Source organism: Kosakonia sp. H7A, assembly GCF_003028445.1.
Classification (GTDB): Bacteria; Pseudomonadota; Gammaproteobacteria; order Enterobacterales; family Enterobacteriaceae; genus Kosakonia; species Kosakonia radicincitans.
This window is the reverse complement of sequence record NZ_PYTZ01000014.1, coordinates 37,877-59,317: the sequence shown is the minus strand read 5'-3', so window position 1 is coordinate 59,317 and position 21,441 is coordinate 37,877. Positions and strand designations below refer to the sequence as shown.

The 21,441-nt window shown below is 52.1% G+C and carries 22 protein-coding genes and 1 other RNA gene; 15 read left to right on the top strand and 8 right to left on the bottom strand.

The genetic code is table 11. From position 1 onward, the window contains the following. Positions 1 to 39: 39 nt before the first annotated feature. The 10 genes from CWM66_RS26385 to CWM66_RS26340 all read left to right on the top strand — a co-directional run bounded on the left by CWM66_RS26385 (position 40) and on the right by CWM66_RS26340 (position 10,959). Positions 40 to 429 (top strand): phage tail assembly chaperone, encoded by a 390-nt coding sequence (locus CWM66_RS26385; protein ID WP_107147638.1) that lies wholly within the window; start codon positions 40 to 42, stop codon positions 427 to 429. A gap of 23 nt (positions 430 to 452) precedes the next feature. Further along, a complete protein-coding gene (locus tag CWM66_RS26380) occupies positions 453 to 716 on the top strand; it encodes a DUF4035 domain-containing protein (RefSeq protein WP_107147637.1) in 264 nt (87 codons plus the stop codon). A gap of 67 nt (positions 717 to 783) precedes the next feature. After that, positions 784 to 1,125 carry a hypothetical protein gene (locus CWM66_RS26375; RefSeq protein ID WP_107147636.1) on the top strand — a complete coding sequence of 114 codons (342 nt, stop codon included), beginning with the start codon at positions 784 to 786 and terminating at the stop codon, positions 1,123 to 1,125. Between the two features lie 42 nt (positions 1,126 to 1,167). Further along, on the top strand, positions 1,168 to 4,431 hold the full coding sequence (locus CWM66_RS26370; protein WP_107147635.1) for a phage tail tape measure protein: 3,264 nt from the start codon (positions 1,168 to 1,170) through the stop codon (positions 4,429 to 4,431). A 12-nt stretch (positions 4,432 to 4,443) separates the two neighbouring features. Continuing rightward, complete coding sequence (locus CWM66_RS26365; RefSeq protein ID WP_107147634.1) at positions 4,444 to 5,034, top strand: hypothetical protein; 591 nt, start codon at positions 4,444 to 4,446, stop codon at positions 5,032 to 5,034. Further along, positions 5,034 to 5,618: a hypothetical protein gene (locus CWM66_RS26360; RefSeq protein ID WP_107147633.1), complete on the top strand. Its 585-nt coding sequence runs from the start codon at positions 5,034 to 5,036 to the stop codon at positions 5,616 to 5,618. The genes CWM66_RS26365 and CWM66_RS26360 overlap by 1 nt, the downstream gene beginning before the upstream one ends. A gap of 6 nt (positions 5,619 to 5,624) precedes the next feature. Next, positions 5,625 to 6,023, top strand: coding sequence for a hypothetical protein (locus tag CWM66_RS26355; protein ID WP_107147632.1), 399 nt, complete (start codon positions 5,625 to 5,627; stop codon positions 6,021 to 6,023). Further along, positions 6,023 to 8,734 carry a DUF1983 domain-containing protein gene (locus CWM66_RS26350; protein ID WP_107147631.1) on the top strand — a complete coding sequence of 904 codons (2,712 nt, stop codon included), beginning with the start codon at positions 6,023 to 6,025 and terminating at the stop codon, positions 8,732 to 8,734. The genes CWM66_RS26355 and CWM66_RS26350 overlap by 1 nt, the downstream gene beginning before the upstream one ends. 2 nt (positions 8,735 to 8,736) lie before the next feature. Beyond that, on the top strand, positions 8,737 to 9,690 hold the full coding sequence (locus CWM66_RS26345) for a DUF6453 family protein (protein ID WP_233218434.1): 954 nt from the start codon (positions 8,737 to 8,739) through the stop codon (positions 9,688 to 9,690). A 45-nt stretch (positions 9,691 to 9,735) separates the two neighbouring features. Then, on the top strand, positions 9,736 to 10,959 hold the full coding sequence (locus tag CWM66_RS26340) for a tail fiber domain-containing protein (protein WP_107147630.1): 1,224 nt from the start codon (positions 9,736 to 9,738) through the stop codon (positions 10,957 to 10,959). A 96-nt stretch (positions 10,960 to 11,055) separates the two neighbouring features. On the opposite strand, the gene CWM66_RS26335 is transcribed toward CWM66_RS26340, so the two are convergent. Next, positions 11,056 to 12,219: an acyltransferase gene (locus CWM66_RS26335; RefSeq protein WP_107147629.1), complete on the bottom strand. Its 1,164-nt coding sequence runs from the start codon at positions 12,217 to 12,219 to the stop codon at positions 11,056 to 11,058. Between the two features lie 333 nt (positions 12,220 to 12,552). Between CWM66_RS26335 and CWM66_RS26330 the strand changes: the two genes are divergently transcribed. Beyond that, on the top strand, positions 12,553 to 12,792 hold the full coding sequence (locus CWM66_RS26330; RefSeq protein ID WP_107147628.1) for a hypothetical protein: 240 nt from the start codon (positions 12,553 to 12,555) through the stop codon (positions 12,790 to 12,792). Continuing rightward, positions 12,792 to 13,175 carry a S24 family peptidase gene (locus CWM66_RS26325; RefSeq protein WP_107147627.1) on the top strand — a complete coding sequence of 128 codons (384 nt, stop codon included), beginning with the start codon at positions 12,792 to 12,794 and terminating at the stop codon, positions 13,173 to 13,175. The genes CWM66_RS26330 and CWM66_RS26325 overlap by 1 nt, the downstream gene beginning before the upstream one ends. Before the next feature lie 166 nt (positions 13,176 to 13,341). On the opposite strand, the gene ssrA is transcribed toward CWM66_RS26325, so the two are convergent. Both ssrA and smpB read right to left on the bottom strand, forming a co-directional pair. Then, positions 13,342 to 13,704, bottom strand: a transfer-messenger RNA (tmRNA) gene (gene ssrA / locus CWM66_RS26320). Positions 13,705 to 13,905: 201 nt separating this feature from the next. Then, on the bottom strand, positions 13,906 to 14,388 hold the full coding sequence (smpB, locus tag CWM66_RS26315; protein ID WP_007370697.1) for an SsrA-binding protein SmpB: 483 nt from the start codon (positions 14,386 to 14,388) through the stop codon (positions 13,906 to 13,908). A 158-nt stretch (positions 14,389 to 14,546) separates the two neighbouring features. Here smpB and CWM66_RS26310 point away from each other — a divergent pair, with 158 nt between their 5' ends. Then, entirely contained in the window at positions 14,547 to 14,984 is a 438-nt protein-coding gene (locus tag CWM66_RS26310) for a type II toxin-antitoxin system RatA family toxin (RefSeq protein ID WP_035888475.1), read from the top strand. Next, on the top strand, positions 14,974 to 15,267 hold the full coding sequence (locus CWM66_RS26305) for an RnfH family protein (RefSeq protein ID WP_035888373.1): 294 nt from the start codon (positions 14,974 to 14,976) through the stop codon (positions 15,265 to 15,267). The genes CWM66_RS26310 and CWM66_RS26305 overlap by 11 nt, the downstream gene beginning before the upstream one ends. Before the next feature lie 54 nt (positions 15,268 to 15,321). Here the strand turns inward: CWM66_RS26305 and bamE are convergent, their stop codons facing one another. The 3 genes from bamE to nadK all read right to left on the bottom strand — a co-directional run bounded on the left by bamE (position 15,322) and on the right by nadK (position 18,450). Next, positions 15,322 to 15,663 (bottom strand): outer membrane protein assembly factor BamE, encoded by a 342-nt coding sequence (gene bamE / locus CWM66_RS26300; RefSeq protein ID WP_007370700.1) that lies wholly within the window; start codon positions 15,661 to 15,663, stop codon positions 15,322 to 15,324. 148 nt (positions 15,664 to 15,811) lie between these two features. Beyond that, a complete protein-coding gene (gene recN, locus CWM66_RS26295) occupies positions 15,812 to 17,473 on the bottom strand; it encodes a DNA repair protein RecN (RefSeq protein ID WP_107147626.1) in 1,662 nt (553 codons plus the stop codon). A gap of 86 nt (positions 17,474 to 17,559) precedes the next feature. After that, the gene (nadK, locus tag CWM66_RS26290) at positions 17,560 to 18,450 is read right to left on the bottom strand and encodes an NAD(+) kinase (RefSeq protein WP_035888376.1); all 891 of its coding nucleotides are present in this window, start codon (positions 18,448 to 18,450) and stop codon (positions 17,560 to 17,562) included. Positions 18,451 to 18,572: 122 nt separating this feature from the next. Between nadK and grpE the strand changes: the two genes are divergently transcribed. Further along, positions 18,573 to 19,169 (top strand): nucleotide exchange factor GrpE, encoded by a 597-nt coding sequence (grpE, locus tag CWM66_RS26285; RefSeq protein ID WP_007370704.1) that lies wholly within the window; start codon positions 18,573 to 18,575, stop codon positions 19,167 to 19,169. A 41-nt stretch (positions 19,170 to 19,210) separates the two neighbouring features. Here the strand turns inward: grpE and CWM66_RS26280 are convergent, their stop codons facing one another. Together CWM66_RS26280 and CWM66_RS26275 are read right to left on the bottom strand one after the other, a co-directional pair. Further along, positions 19,211 to 20,497: an HlyC/CorC family transporter gene (locus CWM66_RS26280; protein ID WP_035888378.1), complete on the bottom strand. Its 1,287-nt coding sequence runs from the start codon at positions 20,495 to 20,497 to the stop codon at positions 19,211 to 19,213. An 18-nt stretch (positions 20,498 to 20,515) separates the two neighbouring features. After that, positions 20,516 to 21,304: an inner membrane protein YpjD gene (locus CWM66_RS26275; protein ID WP_007370706.1), complete on the bottom strand. Its 789-nt coding sequence runs from the start codon at positions 21,302 to 21,304 to the stop codon at positions 20,516 to 20,518. Positions 21,305 to 21,441 lie beyond the last annotated feature (137 nt).

Below are 21,441 nucleotides of genomic sequence, written 5' to 3'. Positions count from 1 at the left end.
GCCGCTTTTTCTTCCTGCTTTCCTTTCTGAGAAAAAATAATGAGCAATCCGAAAACCTCTTTGCGTGATCTGGCGCTGGCGGCAGCATCTGGCTATCGCACAAAAACTGTCACCGTTCCTGAATGGGGTGGGGCAAAAGTCACCCTGCGTGAGCCATCCGGTGAAGCATGGGCGACTTTCCGTGATTTCGTTGGCACAACGCCTGATGATGATGATGAAAATAAACTTTCTGAAACAGAGAAATTTATTCGCAACAAGGAAGCGGATGTGATCCTCTTCCTCGATGTTCTGCTGGATGAAACCGGTGCCCGCGTATTCAGCGATGAAGATCGTGCCACCGTTGCTGAAATTTATGGCCCTGTGCATGCCCGCCTGCTTAGCCAGGCTCTGAAACTGGGTATTACACAGGACGAAGCCGGAAAAAAGTAAAGGAGCCGCTGACGTTCTTTCTGATGTCGCTGGCGCTTCGGCTTGGGCGGACGCTTCATGAACTGCGCCAGACTCTTACCGCCAGTGAGCTGAAAATGTGGATTGCCTTTGATCGCGTCAGCCCGATCGGCGACTGGCGTGGCGATGCCCAGGCTGCGCAGATTTCAACTGCGGTTTTTAACGCTCAGGGTGGTAAAGCCGAAATGGTTGATCTGATGCTGAAATACGGGCAGCAGGATGAAACAGAGGAAATCAGCGAACTCGAAGAGTGGATATCAAACCTATAGCAAAATATAACATTTTAAATTCTCATGCGTTACTCTATAAGAGTTAACAAAGCATAGGGAAGAAAGAATGTTTAAATATGCATTAATTGTTTTTTTAACCATGTTATTATCTGCTTGCAAGCCTAGCGATGATGACATGATTAAATTTGGTGAATCTTTAGTTAAACAGACGCTAAAGGATCCTGATAGTGCTAAATTTAATTCATATTATCGTCCTTTTGGTGATGGAGTAGGCTATATATGTGGCACTGTTAATGCCAAAAATTCTTATGGTGGCTATGTTGGAAATAGAAACTATTATGTTCATCTTACTGTTGGAAATAATAAAATTATTGAAAGCAGTCCCGTCAAAATAATAGATGAAGATGACGTTAAAGGTTCTGAAAATTTCAGCAGCATATGCCAGTAAATAACTAAAGCCTCCTTGCGAGGCTTTTTTTATAGGTTAAACATGGCAACCCTACGCGAACTCATCATTAAAATCTCAGCCAATTCCAGCTCGTTTCAGTCCGAAATTGCCCGTGCCTCACGCATGGGGGCGGACTATTACAAAACGATGGAGAATGGCGGCAAGAAAGCGGCGGCGGCCACGCGTGACACGCAGCGCTCAATTGCTGCCCTGAATGGTGAACTGGCGTCGATTAAGGCCACAGCGACGGGTGTCGCTGGCGCGTTTGCGGGGGCATTTGCCACCGGTCAACTGGTTCACTATGCCGATACGTGGAATCAGCTAAACGGTCGCCTGCGCCTTGCTTCCACAGGCGCGGATGACTTTGCCACTTCCCAGCGCACCCTGATGGATATCAGCCAGCGTACCGGCACATCTTTTGAGGCGAACGCTAACCTGTATTCCCGCATCGCCGCTTCCCTGCGTGATGCCGGGTATGCCTCTGCTGACGTGGCGAAAGTGACCGAAACAGTTGCCACTGCCCTGAAACTGTCCGGTGCCAGCACGGAAGAGGCCAGCTCAGTAATCACCCAACTCAGTCAGGCGCTGGGTTCCGGTGTACTGCGTGGCGAAGAATTTAACGCCATTATGGAAAACGGTGGCAGACTGGCAAAACTGCTGGCGCAGGGGCTCGGGACGACTATCGGCGGCCTTCGCAATATGGCGAATAATGGGCAGTTGACGACTGATAAGATCGTCCCACTGCTGACCAATGTCGAGCAGTTACGTAAAGAGTTTGACACCCTGCCGGCCAGTATCAGCGGTTCTGCACAGAAGGTTGAAAACGCCTTTATGGCGTGGGTTGGTGGGGCAAATAACGCAGTCGGCGCATCCTCAACACTTTCCGGCATCCTTGACGGGCTGGCTAAAAATATCGATACCGTTGCCAATACTGCTGGCGCGCTGGTGGGGATCGGCCTCGCGCGCTTCTTCGGCAATATGGTCGGTAGTGTCGCCAGTGCGACAACGGAGATCGCGAGAAACACAGCCGCAGAAGTGGCGCTGGCTCAGGCCCAGGTTCGTGGTGCGCAGGTCAGTGTCGCCGCCGCGCGGCAGGCGGTTTATCGAGCCCAGCAGGCAAAGGCCGCCGCAGTCTCTATTGAGGCGCAGATTGTCGCTGAGCGCAACCTGATTGCCGCGCAGTCAGGCCTTAATAATGCTATCTCAGCCCGTGGGAGCGCCGTTAACAACCTCACCAACAGCGCATCGCTGATGTCCCGCCTTGGCTCTGGTGTGCTTGGGGTCCTTGGCGGCTGGCCGGGGTTGATCATTGGTGCTGGCGCTGCAATGTACGGGCTGTATGAGCATACTCAGCAGGTGCATAAAGAGGCCGTTGCTTTTGCTGATAACCTTGATGATATCAACGGCAAATTACAGAAAATGTCTGTCGCCGGGCTGCGCTCAACGGCTGTTGACGCCAGCGCGTCACTGGCAGCGCAGAAGAAAGACCTGGCCGATCTTGATGAGCAGATCAGAAAGGTTAAAGACAGCCAGTCTGCGCTGGCTACAATCCAGGAGAGTTACAATAAATCTCCGCGCATGACGTATCTGAATACGTTCATGGATCAGGCAGACATTACCGCCAAAAATATCGAGCTGACCGGGCAACTGAATAAGCTTGAATATGAACGCGAGCAGGCCGCATCAAAAGTTGAAGCCACCCAGAAGCTGGTGAACCAGGCCAGCGATCTGGCAACGCAAAAAGCTGTTGAACAGGCTGGTGCCGTATCCATTCTGAAAGGTGCTTATGACCTTCTTAACCGGTCTATGTCGGCCACGGCTAACGCAACGCCGCCGCAATATGCCGGGCCGGTAGTATCGACCGCCAGTGCCACTCCGCAGCAACAGACCGCCCTGGAAAAGTCGCGGCGGGATAATGTGCTTGCGAGCCTGGACGGGCTGGCGAAACTTCATCAGCAGTATGTGTATGAGGCGGAGGATCTCAAGCTTACCGGCGCGCTGTACACGACCTACATCTACAACAAGGATCAGGCAGCGAAAAAAGATGCGGCAGCGGCGCAGGCGAAGAAAGATTCCACCGCTGCCACCAACGCGCAAAACAAAGCAGAGAGGGAAGCAGCTGCGCAGGCTGAGCAGTACAGCCGAAAACTGGCGGATTTAAGTGTTGCCATTGAGGTGCAAAAAGTCCGCGCTACTGAAGGTGAGCAGGCTGCCGAGCTTTATGCCGCCGCTAACCAGACCGGCGCAAAATGGACGGATGAGCAGCGTAAAGCCATTCAGGCCCAGTCCGCTGAGCTTGCCAGGCTGACGCAACTGGCTGACGATCACGTTAAAAAATTGCGTGATCAGGCTGATGCGCTGAAAGATCTGAACGAAGCCGCGCGCAAATTTCGTGACGATGCCGCTCTTCAGACCGATACCGCTGGCATGAGCGATCGTCAGAAGCAGCGCTATGAGGAAACCCAGCAGGTTGAGCGTGTGTTTTCCAGAACGGACGGCGGTGCTCAGGCTATTGCAGCCCGTAGCGCGGCGCTGACTGAGCTGGATAACAAATATAAGGCGATTGCCGAATCCGAAGCGGACTGGCGCAGCGGGTTCAGCAAAGGGATCAACAACTGGATGGAGGATGCTTCGGCAACCGCAACACAGACTGCTGATCTGGTGAATAACTCGATGACGGGTCTGATCGGAAATATCTCCGATGCGCTGGCGGGCAACAAAGTGGACTGGGATAACTGGGCCTCCAGTGTGCTCCAGTCCATGCAAAAAATTCTCCTTAACGCCATGCTGGTGGACAGCCTGAAATCGGCATCCGGTTCCGGCGGTATTTTCTCATCACTGGGTGGGATGTTTGGCGGCTTGTTTGGTGGCAGCAACTCCGGCTCTGCTGCTGGTCAGTCATTTGCTGTGCCATCTTACAGGCCAAACGCAAAAGGCGGCGTGTACGAATCTGCTAACCTCAGCGCGTACAGCAACAGCATTGTCAGTACACCCACTTATTTTGCTTTTGCTAATGGTGCCGGGCTGATGGGGGAAGCTGGCCCGGAAGCCATCATGCCACTCACCCGCGCCTCAAACGGATCGCTGGGTGTCCGTATGGTGGATACCAGAAACCAGCCTTCCGGAAATGGCGGCACGGTCATCCATCAACATTTAACCGTTTCAGGAAATGGCGATGCGGCGCTTAAGCAGGCGATGCAGGAGGCTGCACGCCAGGGGGCGCAGGATGGCGCGAAACAGGCAAGGCAGGAACTGCTTCATGACTTCCAGACCCGCGGCCAGGCGCGCCGCCTGCTGAATGTATAGTAAGGAGTGATTATGGCTGTTGAATGGCCTGCTGATGTCTGTCCGGCGGCGCTGACATGGCGGCCGGAGAGTAACACAAAAACATTTCGATCCCCTTTCAACGGTGCCTCCCAGACCGTCCGCTTTCCCGGCACCCGCTGGGTATGCTCCCTGACGCTGACCAATCTGACCGATGAGAAATCGCGGCGCGTTGATGCGCTTATCGCTTCCCTCGACGGCGAGTATGGCCGGGTAAAAATCCGCGACTGGGGGCGCACTGGAAGAGTGCCTGCCGGTAGCCCCCTGGTGGCGGATGCCGACCAGACCGGCACAGAGTTGCACAGTAAAGGCTGGACTGCGGGTGTGCTTGTGTTGCGTGCCGGGGATTACATCACCGTTAACGATGAGCTGAAAATGGTCACGGACGATGTGACCAGCGCGGCAAACGGGACCGCCATCATCCCCGTCGCGCCGATGCTGCGCAGCTCGCCCCCGGCCAACAGCGCGATCGAGGTGGCAAACCCGTACGGTATTTTCAAGCTGAAAGATAACCAGCAGGGAACGGGCAGCCGTGTTCCCGGCGTCTTTACCAGTTACACCCTTGAGTTTGAGGAGGCATTTTAATGCTCTATTCCCCGTTTTCTGATGCGATGGTGGACTGGCTGTCACGCGACAGGGTGACGGCGCTGATCGCCGCTAATATTCAGTTTGAATCCGGCACCGTCTATGTGCATTCAGGCACCGGCCAGATTGTGCTTAACGGCTTTGTTTATTACGGCATGGGTAAGATGGGCGCGGTTGATGATGTGGGGGAAACCAACTCGACAAGCCCGTCGCAACTGAAACTGACGCTTTCAGGCCTGGATCTTTCCCTTTTCGCCACCACGCTGAATGAGCGCTGTGTGGGGCGCCAGGCAAATATTTACCTGGTTGTGATGGATGATGGCGGCGTGGTGCGCGCGGCGGATCTGATCTTTCAGGGGAAAGTCTCCAGCACCGGCGCGACCGCCGGGGAAACGAATGCCCTGCAATATACGGTCAGCAATATCTTTGAGGACTGGCAGAGGCCTTTCCCCGATCGCTATACCGATGAATCCCATCAGGCCGCGCAGCCCGGCGATCGCATCTTCCGCTATGTGGCGCAAATGGCCGAGCGCTCAATCTACTGGGGAAGCAAGAAAGATGCTCCCGGTTTTACTTATTCGTGAGGAAGCATGAAGCATCCGGACTGGCATAACCGATTAATTGCCGTGATGAAGGCCGCTGAAAAGCGGCCTTTTTTATGGGGCCAGCATGACTGCTGCCTGTTTGCGGCGGACTGCGCTGAAGCCATGACCGGGGAAAACTTTGCCACCGGCTGGCGCGGAACCTACGACAGCGAAACGGGCGCGAAAAAAGCGCTGTTACGTGGCGGCGGCTCGCTCGAAAAGGTCCTCGCGAAATACCTTGATGAGGTTCCGGTGAAACTGGCCCAGCGCGGGGATATTGCCATCGTGGAAAACAACGGCGCGCGGTGCGCTGGTGTCGTTTATTCCGGCATGGTGTGGGTGCCGGGGAACACCGGCCTTGTCAGCCTGCGTGTGAAGCCGTTAAGTGTATGGAGGGTGCGATAATGCCCGCTGCGATCCCGATCGTTGCAACCATTGCCGCAGGCGTTGCGGCATCACAGGGCGCTTATGCCATTGCTATTGCCATCACGGTGGCCGCCCAGGTGGCAACCCAGCTGATGACAAAGAAGCCCTCGCTGGATGCCTACCGTGATACGTCCGAGCGCAAACAGGTACTGCGTGCTGCCGCCAGCCCAAAGACCGTTATCTATGGCCGTACTATGTCCGCCGGTACGCTTTTCTTTTCCGAAGAGCAGGCCGGTGAGCAGACCGATGGCGAATGGCTGCATATGGCGATTACGCTGGCCGGGCATCCTGTTTCAGGCATCGGTGCGATTTATCTCTCTGATGACGATATCGGCACATTCGGCGACAGCGTCAGCTATGAAGTGCATATCGATCGCCAGACTGCCGACCCGTTTATGCTGGCTAACTGCCCGTCATGGAAACCGGACATGATCGGCAAGGGCATTTCGTGGTTGCGTATCTCCATGAAATTCAATGCCGAAAAATTCCCGGCCGGGATACCCAATATCAAGGTCGAAAAGCTGGGGCGGAAGGTCTACGACCCGCGTACCGGGCAGACGGTTTACAGCAATAATGCCGCGCTGTGCATTCTCGATTATTACCGCAATTACCTCAAAGTGGCTGACGCTGAAATCAACTGGGATCAGTTTCAGGAGGCCGCAAATATCTCCGATGAAGTCGTTATCAACGGCGACAGCACATCCGAAAAGCGTTACACGCTCAACGGTGAATTTGATCTCAGCGAGAATAAAGCCAGTATCCTCGAAGCCATGCTGGCCTGTTGCGCCGGTGAGCCCACCTACACAGCCGGGAAGCATGGCATTCTGGTCGGTGCCTATTACGGCCCGGCGACGGAGGTTATCACTGAGGATCAGATTGCCGGTGATATCGAAATCATGCCGGAGGTCGCGCAGGCCGATCGGGTGAATACCATCAAAGGTACTTTCATCGATCCGCTGCAGGGCTATTCTGAGGTCGATTTCCCGTCGGTGTCAGTGGCTGAATGGGTGGCGGAAGACGGTGTGGAAATATCGCAGGATATGTCCCTGCGCTTTGTCACGTCCGAATTTCAGGCCCAGCGCCTGGCCGATATCAGGCTGAAGCGTACCCGCATTTCCCGCACGATGAATATTCCGCTTAACCTGAGCGGGTACCGCTATCGGCCGGGCATGTATGTGAAAGTTAATTTACCTTCCCTCGGTATCAACAACGTTGAAATGCGCGAGACGGACTGGAAATTCGGTCTCAATAATGGCGTTCAGCTCACGCTCAAGCAGGAAACCGCAGACGTGTGGAGTGACGCTGTTGGCAAACCCATCGAACGGCCGCCCTTCACGCAGCTCCCTGTTGGCGGCGTGGCGCAGCCGCAAAACCTGCAATATACGGTCGAGGAAATCGGGCAGGTGGTGCAGGGCGTGCTGTCCTGGCAGAACGTCGGGCAGTTTGCCTATAACAAAGTGATTATCCGGCAGGGCGGGACGATGGTACTTTCCGTGCAGGTGCCCGGTTCATTTACCCGGCTGACAGGCCTGCCGCGAAACACCTACACCGCGCATGTGATTGCCGTTAACCAGATGGGCGCACAGTCGCCGGAAGCGTACCTGGAGTTTAACATTCAGGCACCGCCGCCGCCGTCACGCGTGGATGTTGAACAGGGTTTCTTTGCCATCACGCTTATCCCGCGCCTGGCTGAACTGGTCAACGTTTCCACTCAGTTTGATTTCTGGACGTCCGGGGAAATACCACTACCAGATGCCAGTGAGGCGACGGTGGAAAATGGTGCCACGCGCGCCGGTATCGGCACCACATGGACGAGTAACGGATTAAAGGTCGGGCATACCTATTACTGGTATATTCGCACCATCAACGCGTTTGGTACCTCTGCTTTTTTGACCGTTGCGGCTGAATGCTCCATGGATACCGGAAGCCTGATCGATATTATCGATGAAGGGATCCAGAACTCTGACGCGTTCAAACTGATCCAGGATGGCGTCAATACCAGTCTTGAAGGAGTCATGCAGAATGCGCTGGCCGCACACGGCGCCGTTGAGCATCAGTTTCAGCAATTTGGCGAAGTCAGGGCTGATGTGCTCACCGTCAGGGAGACCGTTGCCGATCTGGATGGTGCCTATGCTGCCCTGTCTGATTATGTCCAGGCGCAGATCGGGCCTGACGGGAGCCTCGTTGCTGCGGTTAATCAGAAGATGACCGCCGAAGTTAGCATCGACGGGACCGCGAAAGCCTCCTACGTGACTAACCTCGGCATTGTCCGCAATGGCGTGAAGTACAGCACCGGTTTCGGTATGTCGATAGAGCCGGATGGCAGCACCTACAAATCCACGGTAGTTGTCGCCGCCGATCAGTTCGGTGTGTATTCCGGTAATAACCCCGGCAACTGGCAGGCGGCCTTTTTTGTCTATAACGGCCAGGTGTTTATTCGCAGCGTACTGATTCAGGACGCGTCGATAGACTTCGCCAAAATCACCGACACGCTACAGTCCTCAAATTATGTGGCGGGAGTGAGCGGCTGGAAACTGGGCAAATCCGGTGATGCTGAATTTCACGGAAGGGTATACGCGACCAGCGGGCAGTTCTCTTTCAACGGCACAAACAACACCGTGGTGCTCGATGATAACGGCGTGACCGTTAATCTGAGTGGCGGCGGTATGATCCGTCTGGGGAAATGGTGATTATGCCGCAGGGTTTACTTATCGATCTCAACGATGGCGGCCCGCGCATGGAAATTACCGCCGGGCTTCGCTGTCCTTCGTTTGGCATGGTGATCCCTGAACAATGGGACGTGAATCAGTACCAGATACCGAACTACGTTTCCGGAAGCCAGGTGGTGCTGATGCCGCGTAACACCGTTTTTATGATGTATAGGGGGACGAACCTTATCCCGACCATCGGCATGCTGTCCGGGTACTCGGTTTCCGGCAGCACCATCACGCTGAATACCTGGTGGAGCGATGGCTGGGACAGGCTCCGGTCTTTCAATTCTGCCGTCTGGCAAATTCTGCCCGCTTCCCAGGGCGCCGGGCTTTTAATCCAGAACAGCACCGACTTTCTCTCGATCACCGACGCCAGCATGGTGGGTGCCTGCATCTGGCGCGGCACAGTCACTTTTACCGGAAGCTGGTCAACGCCGGTTACCGGCGTCTCGCGCGATCAGTATCTCGTATTTGCGAAATGGAGCGCAGACGGTGTCACCATTGATTTTGACGGTCAGACTGTCACGGCATACCAGGAAAGGGACGCTGACGATATTGCAGCGACGGTGACGATGCAGATCGCTATTTTTGCGTCCGGCGTGAATCCCGTTCCCGGTCCCGGCCTGAATATCTTTAAAAACGGCACCTGCGTCTTTTCAACAACGAAGCGGCCATTTGTTTACCGTAATGCCACATTCACGCCGTCATGGAACTGGACCGATATTGGCGACAGCATGATTATGCTGGGCCGGTACGGTTATGACAGCAGAACAGCAGGCGGCTGGGATTTTCTGAAGTGGGCAGGCCTTATCCGCAGCGGGAACAGTGTCCGGTGCGGTCGCGGTAAAACCACTGCAAGATGGACAGATCAATACCCTGTCACCGGGCAACGGCTGACATCGATTGCCATCCCCTGCATCCCGTCAATGTATTAACGGTACCCGGCCACTGCGCCGGGTTTTTTATTGTCCGGAGCCAATATGTCAGCAGGAACAATCACACTAACTCATAATTCCACAGCAGTAGTCGGTAACGGAACGTCGTTTCTTACAGAACTGGCCGCCGGGGATCATATTGTTACTACTGCCGGGGGGCTGGCGTATACCTTACCAATCCTCTCCGTAAACAGTAACACGTCAATAACATTAGTGGATTTCTTTACAGGGGCAACTCAGGCTGGGGCGGGCTGGTACGCACTGCCAAGGATCGCAATGAGTCTGGTCAACGCCGCGATGGTGGTACAGAACACAGAGGCATTGCGTGGGCTTAACTTCGATAAACAGAACTGGCAACAGCTTTTTAGCGGTACTGGTACTATCACAGTAACTTTACCTGACGGTAGCACGTTTACAGGGCCAGCGTGGAATTCATTCACAACTCAACTGAATTCATTATCTACTCAGGTTAATGCTAAAGCCGCGAAGGGCGCGAACAGCGACATTACCAGCCTGAGCGGGCTGACGACGCCATTATCAAAAGCGCAGGGCGGTACCGGATTAAATAGCCCATTTGGAACCATTGCCGGCTCTTTTTGCGAAGGTAGTGATAGCAGGCTTATGACGGTTGCCGGTAAAACAGGTGGTGAAATATCTTCTGCTATCTCTGCCATCGGCAACATTTCAGGTCGCCGAAAAACAGCAACTGAGCCGACAAACTCAGGCACGCAGTTAACTGGTTATCCGATTGAGTCCATCCATGCCATTGCGGGTGTGGATCGTGCTATTGCCAGTCTGGTAGGTAACTACACGTGGGGACAGACAAACGCCTTTGGCACGTTGAATGTCGGGTTATACACGGCATCCGGATCTTTTCTGAGGGGTTCCACTTATACATTTGACGGTGGCGGTTCTGCAACTGCTCCAGGACAATGGGTAAACAACTCGGATGAACGCATTAAAACCAATATTCAGCGCATAACTGATCCGCTGGATAAAATGATGCGATTGCGGGGCGTATCGTGGGATCGTCTCGACGGTTATGCTGGTGGTCTTGGCTTTATCGCTCAGGATGTGCAGAAGGTTTTTCCCGGTAGCGTTTATGTGGGGCAGGACAGGACATTAACTGATGGCACTGTCGTCGAAGGCGTTCTTGGCGTGGACACTTCAGGTGTCGCGGCTGCATTGCATCATGAGGCAATTCTTGCGCTTATGTCCCGCATTGATGAGCTCGAAAAGAAAATTGATATACTTCAGTTAGGTTCATGAGCTAAAGGACTGAACCATTAACAATGGGGGGAGACTCCCCCATTTATTACATTTTGCTATGTCTCCAACCATTTTTCATCATGCAGGTAAATTATTTTATCTCTCAATGTGTGAACATATCTTTTTCCCTAATTTAATAAATGGTTGTTCAATAAACTTATGCAAAATCGCTGAAATATAAATAGCTAAAATCATCATGCTTATAAATTTAACAAAACCATTGCTTAATGGAATTGCCATTAATTGGACCTGCAGTTGCATCTGCATTTTACCAATTATTATTTGTAATGGTATATGAACAATATAAAGGGAATAAGAGATAGCGCCGAAGTAGTAAACCCAAGATGGCAACGTTAATTTCTTATACTTATCAATATATAATAAACCGAAGAAAAGGAAAGTAGAAACCCCTCCTGACAATATTCCTTTACTCCAGAATAAACCATGTCCAGCACCATAAGTCGATAACCATGAATTTATTGAGAATATAACCATTCCTATTGCTATATAATAAATAGAAGTTACATTCCAAAAATCATCTTTAACTTTATAATAAAATTCACCAATTATAACTCCGACGATGAAATCTAAAACAATAGGATTTGAAATGAATAGTATGTTGCTAAAAATATTTGTTTTTTTGTACATGGCATCATACGGGAAAACAGATATATTATCCTTGAGTACGTATTGAGTTATTATACAAATAGAAAGTATAACTATTATGCAGATGATACTTCTGTATCTTACTGAAATCAACATTGATATACCAAATATAATATAGAAATATATCTCATAGCTTAAAGTCCAGGCTGTCTGAACAAGGCTGTATCCATAAAACGGAGCTTGAGCAGTGATATCAAGAGGTATCAAAAGAAAGGATTTAATAACTGTGGAAAAACTAGCGATACTACCGAAAAAAGATAATGATCCATAATCAATATAATATAATAAAATTGTAAGTGATAAAACGACGTAATATACAGGATAGATTCTAAATATTCTTTTAACAAAAAAATCCAGCACTGGTCTTTTAAGAACTCGGTTAGTTGAGTAGACCATTATAAATCCACTAATAATAAAAAAAACGTCAACGCTAAAAGAAGCATTAGGAAATAATTTTGGTCCTATATTTGGGTCAGAGTAGACATCATTGAGATATCCACAATAATGACCGAATACAACCATCAGGGCAGCAACTCCACGAAGTAACTGGATAGTTCCCAGCTTATTGCTTTCCTTAACTGAAATATCATGCATTGTAGTTTTTTACCAATATGTGAAAATAAAGGATAATTGTTACACAATACAAAATACTGATTATTTTCACAATAACACAATGATTTTTCTTTAGAAAAAAGTGCTATTTAACATCTCAATGTAACGTTAAAATTCCACTTTGTTGTTATTTTACTCATTCCAAGTGGTGGTGCAGTATTGATTGATCCATCCGAAACATATCGGCTTAATAGCTTTAACATCATAAAAATCAGCTAATTATAAAACTGGCAAAGTTTAGCTCCAGTCAGACACTTGATCGACCTGATAATCAATTGTACTGTATGTATAACCAGTGTCATTGAGACGTAAATCATGCCGCGCAAACCCGATATTTACCACGCCTTTACGCTTGCCGTGCAGAAAAACCCTAAGGGATATCAGTGCCTGCATACCAATGACTTCATCAGGGAACTCGGAAAGCTCAACTGGCACTTTAGCCAGGCCGACGCGAACGAGTGGATCAAGCGCTATCAGCCTGACTTCATCGACAAGACGCCAGACTTCAGCGAGAACCGCCTGTGGATGCTTCGTAACATGGGGAGGGTTCACTGATGGGTTTTCCTTCGCCAGCACAGGACTACATCGAAGACCGGATTTCTCTCGATAAGCAGTTTATCGCGCATCCGCACGCCACCTATTTTATGCGTGCTGGTAACACATACTGGCGCGCCGGTATCACACAGGGGGCGTTGCTCATTATCGATTGTTCGCTGACACCGTGTGATGGATCGGTGGTGGTGTGCAGCCTGGCAGGTGAATTCCACCTGCGCAGATTCCGGCTGCATCCTTACCGGCATTTTGAACGGCTGGATGACGGCCGCGCGGAGAGAATAGATCCGGAAACTGCCGATGAGAACGACGGGATTTTTGGTGTGGTCACGCACGCGGTAAACGATATGCGAACGCTGGAATTTGATGACTGCCCGGTGATGTAAAACGTGGAGATATAAAAAAGCCCGCATTAGCGGGCCTTTTCATGTTTATGGAGCCGCGGCTCCTTTACGTATCCTTTTTTGTCCCTTTGGTGTCCGGTCACCGTCCGGGATAAGTGGCTAACTTACTGTTTTTTAAAACTCTGTCCTGCCACTGTCCATGTATATTTGGTGGAGCTGGCGGGAGTTGAACCCGCGTCCGAAATTCCTACATCCTCGGTACTACATGCTTAGTCCAGTCTTTACATTCGCTTGCCAGCTGCGGACGGACACGCCACTAACAAACTAGCCTGATTAGATTTAACGCTTCAACCCCAGGCAGGGCATCCACGCGATCTCTTTTGGGTTTGACCTCTCTTGATCCCCGTCCTAAGAGCGGAGGCTAGGGAGAGAGGGCTCTCAGCAGGTTATTAAGCTGCTAAAGCGTAGTTTTCGTCGTTTGCGACTATTTTTTGCGGCTTTTTACGAGGCCAACCGCCCCTCGGCATGCACCTTGGGTTTCGCAAATCCCGTCGAATCCAGAATCAGCCCCAAAAGTGTTCGCTGAGTATAACAGATTTATGACGCAGCATACCAGTCCATATCGCGGCAAACGGCCTGATAATGCGAGTTGAGGATATTCTGAGCGGCATTTGTTCTATCGAAGCGTTATTCGAGGAAAAAATTTAGTGGGATAAACAAGAGAAGCCGGAAAGCCGTGTTGCCCTCTCCCGGTGTGAGAGGGCTGTGCGGGTTAGCGCCCGGCGTTTTTCATGATGCGGGCTTTATCCAACTGCCATTCGCGCTCTTTCAGATCGGAGCGTTTATCGTGCTGTTTTTTACCCTTCGCTACGCCAATTTTCACTTTGCACCAGGCGTTTTTCCAGTACAGCGACAGCGCGACGACGGTGTAGCCTTCACGGTTGATGCGGCCGTAGAGGGAATCCAGTTCGCGCTGATTCAGCAGTAACTTACGGGTACGTGTGGGGTCACACACATAGTGGCTGGAGGCAACGGTTAATGGCGTAAAGTTTGCGCCAAACAGAAACGCCTCGCCGTCTTTCAGAATAACGTAGCTGTCGCCAATGTTAGCTTTACCTGCGCGTAAGGATTTTACTTCCCAGCCTTGCAGTGACAGCCCGGCCTCAAATTCTTCTTCGATAAAGTATTCATGGCGGGCGCGCTTATTCAGCGCAATGGTGGCTGAACCTGGTTTATGTGCTTTTTTCTTCGTCATAATGTCGTGAAGCCATCCGGTAATCTGATATCTGAAACTGACCTCATTGCGTCCTGTGAGGTTTAACGCGTTATCTTAGCATGAGTTCCGGCTTAGCGTTTTCCTTTCATCCGACGGAAATGGTATTATTTGACGATTGTGTGAACGCGGAAAACCTTATGCCTCAGATTAGCCGTACTGCGCTGGTGCCTTACAGCGCGGAACAGATGTATCAGTTAGTGAACGATGTGAAATCTTATCCTAAGTTTTTGCCTGGCTGCACCGGCAGCCGGGTGCTGGAAGCCGGGCCGACGCAGATGACGGCGGCGGTCGATGTTTCCAAAGCCGGGATCAGCAAAACGTTTACCACGCGCAATACGCTGGCTGCTAACCAAAGCATTTTGATGCATCTGGTCGATGGACCTTTTAAATCATTGATGGGCGGCTGGAAATTTACGCCGCTCAGTGCCGATGCCTGTCGCATTGAGTTTCAGCTTGATTTTGAATTTACCAATAAGCTGATTGAGCTAGCCTTTGGTCGCATCTTTAAAGAGCTGGCGGCCAATATGGTGCAGGCGTTTACTCTTCGCGCGAAAGAGGTTTACCGTGTCGGGTAAAATTGCCGTCGAAGTGGCTTATGCACTGCCGGAAAAGCAGTATCTGCAACGGGTGACGCTGGAAGAGGGCGCGACCGTTGAGCAGGCGATTCGCCAGTCAGGCCTGCTGGAGTTGCGCAGTGATATCGATCTGAAGGTCAATAAAGTGGGCATCTACAGCCGTCCGGCAAAACTGCATGATGTGGTACATGAGGGAGACCGCGTGGAGATTTACCGTCCACTGATTGCCGATCCGAAAGAGCTGCGTCGCCAGCGGGCAGAAAAAGCGGCGAACAAGTCGTAATGTGCTGTTAACAAAAAAGGTGCTCACTGAGCACCTTTTTGCGTTTCTGCGATCTTAGCTTTTGGTCAGAGCAGGTTTGTTATCCATATTGGTTAACACACCATTGCTGTTGAAGGTCAGCGTCAGCGTCTGCTGTGTGACATCTTCGTGGCCCGGCTGCTGGCGGAACACATAGAACCAGGTGTTGGTGCCAAATGGGTCTTTCATCATTGGCGTACCCAGTGCATAAGCAACCTGCTGTTGCGTCATACCTACGCGGATTTTGGAAACATCGTTTGGTGTCAGGTAGTTCCCCTGATTGATATCAGGGCGGTAAACCACGCGTTCTAAGGTAGAGCAACCAGCGGTCAACATCAGGAGAACCGCTGCGGCAGCAGTCAGCATTTTACAGCGCATAGTGATTTGATTCCTTTTCGGGCCCGAACAATACGTGGCTCATATGTAATATGCCGATGATAATAGACCTTTAGCCAGTTTAAAACCTCTGCGGGCTGGTCTGTTGTCGATTTTGTCGAGAACTCAGACCGTCATATTACCGAAAAGTTTACGCAGCCAGCAGCTCTTTGGCGTTTGCCAGCGCATTGCGCGTCACCTCGCTGCCGCCGAGCAGGCGGGCCAGCTCCTGCAGACGGGCGCGTTTATCCAGCGGTTGCATATGTGTTTCGGTCATCGCGCCGTCGGTCTCTTTGCTGACAAAAAAGTGATGATGGCCACAACCGGCAACCTGCGGCAGGTGCGTAACGCACATTACCTGAGTCGATTCGCCCAGTTGACGCAGCAGCTTGCCGACCACGGCCGCCGTTGGCCCGCTGATACCGACATCCACTTCATCGAAGATCAGCGCCGGGGTTTCCATCTTCCGTGCGGTGATCACCTGAATCGCCAGTGCAATGCGTGACAGCTCGCCGCCGGAGGCAACTTTAGCGATCGGTTGCAGCGGCTGCCCGGGGTTAGTGGTGACGCGAAATTCAATACGATCTGCGCCTTCTGCCGTCAGCGAACGATCGTCAAAATCGACATCAATGACAAACACGCCATGCGGCATGGAAAGTGCGTGCATACTCTCGGTGATCAGTTCGCTCAGTTCCTGAGCATATTTCACGCGCTGGGTATGCAGGGCCTGCGCGCTGGACAGCGCCAGTTGGTGGTGCTGCGTTACCGCCAGCGCCAGCGTCTCCTGGGAGTCGGCCTGATCGTCCAGTAACTGCTGTTCATCGAGTAGAGACTGGTGGAACTGCGGCAGTTCTTCTGGGGAGATATGGTGCTTACGCGCCAGCGAGATCTGCCGGGAGATTCGCTGTTCCAGTTCGTACAGACGATTGGGATCGAGATCTAAGCGGTCGCAGTAATGGCGCAGCTCATCGCTGGCTTCACTGATTTGAATAGCCGCTTCTTCCAGCATATCCAGCACGCCGGAAAGGCGCGAATCCATACCTGCCAGCTCCGTTAAAAGCTGGCGGGCGTTATAGAGTTGGCTTTGCAGGTTGACCTCTTCGCCATCGGCCAGCACGTTCAGCGCGTGCTGGCTGGTGGAAAGCAGCTGGCCACTGTTGGCGAGACGTTTGTATTCTTCGTCGATCTGCTCAAATTCACCCGGCTGCGGGTGGAATTCATTCAGTTCTTTCAGTTGGTAGTGCAGTAGTTCGGCACGGGCGGCGCGCTCCTGGCTTTGCTGCTGATGCTGAGCCAGTTCGCGGCAGCTCTGGTGCCAGGTGCGGTAATGTTCAGCCATTTGCTGAGTGAGCGCATACTCACCGGCATAGCCATCGAGCAGGCTCTTCTGGTGTTCTGATTTGGTTAACAGCTGGTGCGCGTGCTGACCATGGATCTGTATGAGCAGTTGGCCAAGTTCACGGAGCTGAGAAAGCGGTACCGCCGTTCCGTTGATAAAACCACGGGAACGCCCGTCGCTGCTGATGACGCGGCGAAGTAAACACTCACGTCCATCTTCCAGTTGATTCTCTTCCAGCCAGCGCTGCGCTGCGGGTGTGTCTTTCAGTGCAAAGCGGGCACACAGGTCGGCGCGCGGAGCACCTGCGCGCACCATGTCGGCTTCAGCACGACCGCCGAGGCACAGCCCAAGCGCGTCAATGGCAATGGATTTACCCGCCCCGGTTTCGCCGGTAATAGCCGTCATCCCGCTGTGAAAATCGATCTCAAGCTCACGAACGATAGCAAAATTACTGATGGTCAGTTGTGCCAACATGGTTGCTTTCCTGTATGAAAAACCATAACTGTGTTTTCATACAGTATAAACTGGTTTTATATACAGTAAAGCCCTGACGGTGAATTTCAGAACAATTTTTTCGACCAGCCAAGTTTTGAGCTTAATGTATTGAAATAACTGTAATCTTTAGGGTGAACCAGATTCAGGTAATAGTCGCTGCGGCGGATCAGCACATCTTCGCCATCCTGGATCGGCAGCGCAATTTGGCTGTCACAACTGATCTCCAGGTCGCTGCGACGGTTGGAAAAGCGCAAGCGAATGGTACTGCTGCTGTTAATTACCAGCGGGCGGGCCGACAAGGTATGCGGGAACATGGGCACCAGCGTAATTGCATCCAGCGACGGCGTCAGAATTGGCCCGCCGGCAGAGAGTGAATAAGCGGTCGATCCAGTGGGTGTGGAGATGATCAGCCCATCGGAACGCTGAGAGAACGCGAAGATTTCATCGATATATACTTCGAATTCAATCATATGGGCAACTTTTCCCGGGTGTAGCACCACTTCGTTGATAGCGGTGCTGATCCGTTTTTGGCACTCTGGCAGGGAACTCTGCTGGCAGACCTGTACTTCCAGCAAGAAGCGTTTTTCGGCGATATAATGCCCTTCCAGTACATCGGCCAACTGCTGTTGGGCGTTGTCTGGATCGAGATCGGTAAGAAAACCGAGATTACCGCGGTTGATGCCGATCACCTGAATATCATAGCGCGCCAGCGTACGCGCCGCGCCCAGCATATTGCCGTCGCCGCCGACCACCACAGCCAGGTCGGCCTGCTGACCAATGTCCGCCAGTGTGCCGGTCCTCACATTCGTGAGCTGCAATTCCTGGGCAATCTGTTGTTCGACAATGACGTCATAACCTTTTTCGTGAAGCCAGCGGTAGAGCATTTCATGTGTGGTCAGCGCGGTAGGGTGCCGTGGATGCCCGACAATACCAATACACTTGAAATGGAGGGTCATGTTCTGGTGGTCCTTGTGGCGAATGAATGATGACAATCTGTCACGTTCCCTTGAATCCCGGAAACTGATCCCCATAATAAGCCAGGTTAGCGAGATGAATGCAAAAAAACGCGGAGAAATTCATGAGTAGTAAAGAACAGAAAACGCCTGACGGGCAAGCCCCGGAAGAAATTATCATGGAACAGCACGACGAAGTTGAGGCAGTTGTTGAGTCTGACGATTCTGCTGAGCAGGTGGATCCGCGCGATGAGAAAATTGCGAACCTTGAAGCGCAGTTAACCGAAGCGCAAAACCGCGAGCGTGAAACTGTTCTGCGCATGAAAGCGGAAATGGAAAACCTGCGTCGCCGCACCGAACAGGACGTTGAAAAAGCGCATAAGTTCGCGCTGGAAAAATTCATCAACGAACTGCTGCCGGTAGTGGATAGCCTGGATCGCGCGCTCGAAGTCGCAGACAGGAACAACGCCGAAATGGCGCCGATGGTTGAAGGTATCGAACTGACGCTGAAATCGATGCTGGATGTAGTGAAGAAATTCGGCGTTGAAGTGGTTGCTGATACCGATGTTCCGCTGGATCCGAACGTCCATCAGGCGATTGCGATGGTGGAATCCGACGAGATCGCCGCTGGCAACGTGCTGGGCGTGATGCAGAAAGGGTATACCTTAAACGGTCGTACTATTCGCGCGGCCATGGTTACCGTCGCCAAAGCTAAGGGTTAATCCCGTCTGAAACCCTCTCCGCCCGGAGAGGGTTTTTCATTTTATTCGGCCACGCTTTCGCGCAGCGTTTTCACCGGGATCACTTTTACCTGCTTAATCATGTTGTCCTGCACATCGAGAATATCGATGTCGTACTGCTCAATGCGTACGCGCGTGCCAACGGCCGGGATCTCTTCCAGCTCTTCCAGCAGCATGCCGTTAATGGTGCGGGCTTCATCTTCCGGCAAGTGCCAGTTAAAGGCTTTATTCAGTTCGCGCACGCTGGCGCTGCCATCGATTATCACCGAGCCGTCGTTTTGCGGCGTGGCTTCGTCGGCCAGCGCAGGCGACATAGAGGTGGTGAAATCGCCGACAATCTCTTCAAGAATATCTTCTACCGTCACCAGCCCCTGAATATCGCCATACTCATCGACCACCAGCCCGACTTTCTTTTTATTGCGCTGGAATTTCACCAGCTGAACGCTGAGCGGCGTCCCTTCAGGCACATAGTAGATTTCATCGGCAGCGCGCAGCATCACCTCTTTGGTGAACTCGTTCTTTTCGGTCATCAGGCGATAGGCTTCGCGCACGCGCAACATGCTGATGGCGTCATCCAGCGAATCGCGGTACAGCACAATGCGCCCGTGCGGCGAGTGAGTGAGCTGGCGAACAATCGCTTTCCAGTCATCGTTAATATCGATCCCGACAATTTCGTTGCGCGGCACCATGATGTCATCAACGCTCACCTTTTCCAGATCGAGAATCGACAGCAGCATGTCCTGGTTACGGCGCGAGATTTGTGAGCGCGATTCGTTAACAATAGTGCGTAATTCATCTTTGCTGAGCGCACCGCTGACCACCACATCGGCTTTGATGCCAACCATGCGCATCAGCACGCGGGTGACGCCGTTAAGCAGCCACACCAGCGGCAGCATAATCACCTGCAATGGCGCCAGCAGAAAGCTGCTGGGAAAGGCGACTTTTTCCGGGTAGAGCGCGGCAATGGTTTTCGGCAATACTTCGGCGAACACCAGCACCACAAATGTTAGCACGCCGGTGGCAATCGCTACACCTGCGTTACCGTACAGGCGCATCCCGACGATAGTACCTATCGCCGAGGCAAGAATATTGACGAGGTTGTTGCCGATCAGCACCAGGCTAATCAGGCGATCGGGCTTGCGCAGCAGCTTTTCGACGCGCCTGGCCGCGCGGTTACCCTGCTTGGCCAGGTGACGCAGGCGATAGCGGTTCAGCGTCATCATCCCGGTTTCAGAACCGGAGAAATAGGCTGAGACCACGACCATGATAATCAGGGTAATGATCAGCGTCGTGGTAGAGATGTGTTCCAGGGGGAACTCCTTTTGGCGTTAACTCACAAACTGTTGCAGGATACGGCTGCCAAAGTAGGCCAGCGTTAAAATACCCGCGCCCGCAACGTTGAACCAGACAACCCGGCGACCGCGCCAGCCTTCATGGTAATGGCCCCACAGCAGGACGATATAGACAAACCAGGCAATAATAGAGAGCACGGCTTTGTCGATATTTTCCATGCTAAACAGGTTCTTCATATAGAACAGGCCGGTACAGAGCGTCAGCGTCAGCAGTACTACGCCGACCTGGGTGATGTGGAACATCTTGCGCTCAATGACCATTAATGGCGGCATTTCGCTACTGAAAGCCAGCCGTTTGTTCTTCAACTGATAGTCGATCCAGGCCAGTTGCAGGGCATACATCGCTGCAATAATCAGTGTGGCATAAGAGAAGAGCGACAGGCCGATATGCACCAGCATGCCGGGCGTCGCTTCCAGGTGAGTGATGTACTCATTCGGCACGAAAATCGCGAAGGCGAGGTTGATCAGCGCGAAGGTATATACAATCGGCAGCAGCAGCCAGCCGCGGTTTTTCGAGGCGACAATGGTCATCACCGTACAGATCATCAGACTGACCAGCGAACCGACATTCAGCAAGCTGAGGTTTTGCCCGCCGTCGTCCGGAAACAGCCGTTCTTTCAGCCCGAAACCGTGAAAAATAAGCGCGATCACCGCCGAAAGAATAGCCATTTTCCGCCAGCCGCTGTTTTTCTGCAGCAAACCGGGGATGATCAGCGCGATACTGATTGAGTAGGCAACAAGAGCGATCAGAGCAAAAACGGGCATAGGGATGTCGGCAGTTGACTGAAGAAGAAAGAAAAGCAGTATAACGTCAGGCGACGTTGGCTCCAACAGTTGCATCACATACAGGAGCAATGTCTTCATGTTATACTCCGGCAAATTTCTGTAATGCGTCGCCCTGG

Coding starts and splice junctions, on each gene's coding strand:
- CWM66_RS26380 (WP_107147637.1), top strand. CDS start 453: ATGTCGCTGGCGCTTCGGCTTGGGCGGACGCTTCATGAACTGCGCCAG.
- CWM66_RS26365 (WP_107147634.1), top strand. CDS start 4,444: ATGGCTGTTGAATGGCCTGCTGATGTCTGTCCGGCGGCGCTGACATGG.
- CWM66_RS26340 (WP_107147630.1), top strand. CDS start 9,736: ATGTCAGCAGGAACAATCACACTAACTCATAATTCCACAGCAGTAGTC.
- CWM66_RS26385 (WP_107147638.1), top strand. CDS start 40: ATGAGCAATCCGAAAACCTCTTTGCGTGATCTGGCGCTGGCGGCAGCA.
- smpB (WP_007370697.1), bottom strand. CDS start 14,388: ATGACGAAGAAAAAAGCACATAAACCAGGTTCAGCCACCATTGCGCTG.
- bamE (WP_007370700.1), bottom strand. CDS start 15,663: ATGCGCTGTAAAATGCTGACTGCTGCCGCAGCGGTTCTCCTGATGTTG.
- grpE (WP_007370704.1), top strand. CDS start 18,573: ATGAGTAGTAAAGAACAGAAAACGCCTGACGGGCAAGCCCCGGAAGAA.
- CWM66_RS26360 (WP_107147633.1), top strand. CDS start 5,034: ATGCTCTATTCCCCGTTTTCTGATGCGATGGTGGACTGGCTGTCACGC.
- CWM66_RS26325 (WP_107147627.1), top strand. CDS start 12,792: ATGGGTTTTCCTTCGCCAGCACAGGACTACATCGAAGACCGGATTTCT.
- CWM66_RS26275 (WP_007370706.1), bottom strand. CDS start 21,304: ATGCCCGTTTTTGCTCTGATCGCTCTTGTTGCCTACTCAATCAGTATC.
- nadK (WP_035888376.1), bottom strand. CDS start 18,450: ATGACCCTCCATTTCAAGTGTATTGGTATTGTCGGGCATCCACGGCAC.
- CWM66_RS26345 (WP_233218434.1), top strand. CDS start 8,737: ATGCCGCAGGGTTTACTTATCGATCTCAACGATGGCGGCCCGCGCATG.
- CWM66_RS26335 (WP_107147629.1), bottom strand. CDS start 12,219: ATGCATGATATTTCAGTTAAGGAAAGCAATAAGCTGGGAACTATCCAG.
- CWM66_RS26355 (WP_107147632.1), top strand. CDS start 5,625: ATGAAGCATCCGGACTGGCATAACCGATTAATTGCCGTGATGAAGGCC.
- CWM66_RS26370 (WP_107147635.1), top strand. CDS start 1,168: ATGGCAACCCTACGCGAACTCATCATTAAAATCTCAGCCAATTCCAGC.
- CWM66_RS26375 (WP_107147636.1), top strand. CDS start 784: ATGTTTAAATATGCATTAATTGTTTTTTTAACCATGTTATTATCTGCT.
- CWM66_RS26330 (WP_107147628.1), top strand. CDS start 12,553: ATGCCGCGCAAACCCGATATTTACCACGCCTTTACGCTTGCCGTGCAG.
- CWM66_RS26350 (WP_107147631.1), top strand. CDS start 6,023: ATGCCCGCTGCGATCCCGATCGTTGCAACCATTGCCGCAGGCGTTGCG.
- CWM66_RS26310 (WP_035888475.1), top strand. CDS start 14,547: ATGCCTCAGATTAGCCGTACTGCGCTGGTGCCTTACAGCGCGGAACAG.
- recN (WP_107147626.1), bottom strand. CDS start 17,473: ATGTTGGCACAACTGACCATCAGTAATTTTGCTATCGTTCGTGAGCTT.